Here is a 3,522-nt window from a genome sequence, read left to right on the forward strand (position 1 = left end):
GGATCCTGAAGGTTTGCGTGCTGGATGAGCCGCGCCCGTCGGATACGACGACAGTCACGTCGTAGCCTCTGAGACCGCCTCCGAAATCGGTCGCCGCCTCGTAGTCGAGGCCGGTCGCCGAGGTGAACTTGAGCTGATCGCCCTCGATCGTGAACAAACCGGTCGCATCGGTGGTGGCATCGCCGAGGAACGTGAAGGTCAGCGGGTCACCGTTGCGGTCGTAGGCCGTCAGCGTGCCGGAGAAGCTGGGATCGTTCTCATCGACGGTCGCGCCCACGTCACCGTCGAGACGGAGGTTGACTGGACCATCATTGTTTTCCCGGCTCTGAGGCAGTCCGTCATCCAACACCACGATCGTGAAGGTTTCCTGGTGCGTGAGAGTATTGCCAATGCGGCTATTGTCCCAAACCATGACGGTCACCGCATAGAGATGTCCGTTTGCGTCCTCGAAGTTGACGGAAGCACCCGCCTTGAGGCGCAGAACCCACTGCCCTGCCGATTGAACAACCTCGAATTTTCCGCTCGGGTCGTCGACCGCGAAGACAAAACCAGTCCCCGGGTCCTCATCCGCTGCCGTGAGAGTGCCTATCCCCGTCTGGCCGGGCGAATTTTCATAGATGGTCAAGCTGCTCAGTGCGATGTCGGTCGGCGCCTCATTCACGTTGCCGACGACCACTCTGACGAGCGCTTCCTCCGACGTGAGCCCGCCCGACCGTGCGACGACTTTGACGATGTAATAACGATCCCCGGTAAACGGGTCTTCGTGGATATCCTCCGCCTCGGCGTTCAGTCCGTCCGTATCGATCACGACGATGCTCGCGGTACCGTCGGCGTTGTTGACGATGTCGAACCTATCACCGGGGTTGCTGCCGGCGGAGGAGGAGAACCCGTATGTGACCCGTCCGCCCCATTCGGGATGACCAGGATTCTGATCGGGATCCGTCGCGTCGAAAAGTTCGCCGCCACTCATTTCCAACGTGTTCTCGACGATGAAAGCATCGTTGAAGTTTGGCCGGCTCGGCGCCTCGTTCACGTCGCCGACGACGATGGTCAGTGCCTGCGTGACGCTTTCCATGAGGTCGGGGCCGACGGTGCGGACATAGAGCGTGTAGGTTCCGCTCTCCTCGTGATCGAGAGAGCGCGTCGATGTGATGATGCCGGTCGCCGCATTGATGGTGAACAAGCCGTTCGCATTGCCCGATTGCCCCGCAGGACCGGTGACGAACTTGTACGTCAGAGTCGCCGGCCCGTCAGGATCGGTCGCGACGATCTTGTGGCTGAACACCGCATTCTCGTCTTTCGAAACGGAGATCGCCCCCGTGGTGCCGACGTCCCACTTCGGCGCGAGGGGCGCTTCGGGGACATTGTCGACCTCGATGACCAACTCGCGCGTCACTCCGGCCAACGTGCCATCGGACGCCTTGACATAGATCTTGTAGAATTTTGCGCCGGTGGGAAGGAATTCGTAGTCGAGGCTCGCTCCAGCTGCCAGAGTGACGACACCGCTGCTGCTGATCTCAAAAATCCCACCGGCATTGCCTGTGTTGTTGAGCGGATCAAGCCCGAACGAATAGGTCAGTGTCGCCGGACCATCCGGATCGGTCGTGACAATCGTTCGGCTGAACGCGGTATTTTCGTTGACTCGAATGGACGTTGCGCCCCCTGCCCAAGTCGGCGCAAAGGGCGCCTCGTTCTGAGGGAGGATGTTGATGGTGAGCACCTGGCTCGTCGCGAGCGAGCCGTCGAAAGCTTCGACGGTGATCGTAAGACTGTGCTGAGCCTCGTAGTCGAGAACGTGACCCGGGTTCAGCGTCACGGCGCCGGTCGAGGCGTTGATCGTAAACTTTCCACCCGCGTTCAGATCGTTGCCGAGTCCGTCCTTCGCGAACCGATAGGTCAGCGTCGTTCCCGCATCGGGATCCGACGCACCAACGGCGACGTTGAACAGAGACGTCGTCGTGATGTCCTCGAGAACATTTATGGAAAGAGCACCACCACTCCACGTCGGAGCGGTCGGGGCCTCGTTGACGTTGACGATTTCGATGCGAATGGTGCCGATGTTGTCGGAAACCAAGCCGCCATTGTCCACATCCGATTCCGCGGCGCGCACTTTGACGTCGATGTACTTTCGGCCATTGATGACGACGACATCGTTGACGCCGTCAACGAGCGATTCGAAATTGATCGGTTGGGACACTTTGATCGAGTCGATTCGAACGCCGTTTCCGTCGTCCTGCGTTACGATCGAAAAGTAATTGCCCGGGTTCGTCACGAGTTGATAGTTCAGAGCGCCGCCGTTTCCGTCGTCGCTGGACTTGATCTGAGCCACCTCACCCGTGAGATTTTCATTGATCCGCGAAGAGCCACCAATCGTTTCAGGCGCGCCTGCCATGTAGTTGACGGTGCCTTGGCCGACCTTGAAGATATTTTCAATGTTGGCGAGCTTGCGGGCATCATAATTTTTTACGCTGATGTAGGCTGTATCGCTTCCACCAATCGTCGTGTTGAACTCTTTCGTGGAGTCGCCACGGTCGTCGACGTAATAGATGTCGTCCCCGTCTCCGCCTATCATACTATCGGCGCCCAAACCGCCGTTTAGAATGTTATTTTTCGCGTTGCCCGTAAGACGATTGTTTGCGGCGTTTCCCGTCAGATTGACGTTTGCCCCCCCTTCCGCCGCTGCGAACTCCACGTAGGGCGTGGTGTTGAGGTCAAAATCGACCGTCGTATGGACGGTATCAAATCCTGGCACCGCACCTTCAATTACAATGTCACCAGGATCATCGACGTAATAGTCGTCGTCACCTTCGCCACCATCCATCGTGTCGACACCRGTTCCGCCGTCGAGGTAATCGTTCCCCTGTCCGCCGTTGAGTGAATCGGCTTCGCTCCGGCCATATAGAAAATCGTCCTGATTCCCGCCAAAGAGAAAATCCGCACCGGCCCCGCCATCGATAATATCGTTCTCGTCCTGCCCATAGAAATAGTTCGAATCGCTGTTGCCGGTGATGGTATCTCTAAAATTTGTTCCAGAGAGATTTGTGATGTTTGCAAATGAATCCGTACCGGTCGATTTCACTACTTTCTGCGTGCCGAAGTTAGCGGTAATGCCTGAACCCAAAGTGCTGTAGTCAAGCAAGCCGCCACTGTTGCCCGGCGCGGCGCCGCCGTCGATGGAGTCACTTCCGCCGGAGCCGATGAAGACGTCATATCCACCAGAACCGATGAGCGTGTCGTTGCCGGCGCCGCCGTGAAACACGTCGGCGTCGGTGCCACCGTTAAATTTCGCGCCAACGCTACCGGCCCAATACGTCACCTTGCCGTTGCCGCCGGTAACTTGAGTGACACTAAAGAGACTATCGATTTCACTTCCCTGGTACGACAGACCGTTGCGGAGATCCACGGTTCGATCATATGTGTCTTCGTAAACGACATGCCCGCCAACCATGCGGTCGCTGCCGTCTCCTCCAATCAAAATGTCGTTCGCTGAGCCCACCAACGTGTCGTTGCCCAGCTCTCCCT

The 3,522-nt window shown here is 57.9% G+C and carries 1 protein-coding gene; it reads right to left on the reverse strand.

The window, feature by feature from the left end; all coding sequences use genetic code 11:
• Positions 1-3,403 (reverse strand): cadherin domain-containing protein (locus AC1DT3_RS15310; protein WP_477466103.1); only part of this gene is annotated, 3,403 nt, incomplete at its 3' end.
• Positions 3,404-3,522: the final 119 nt, after the last annotated feature.

The organism is Microvirga sp. P4_G7 (assembly GCF_056401005.1).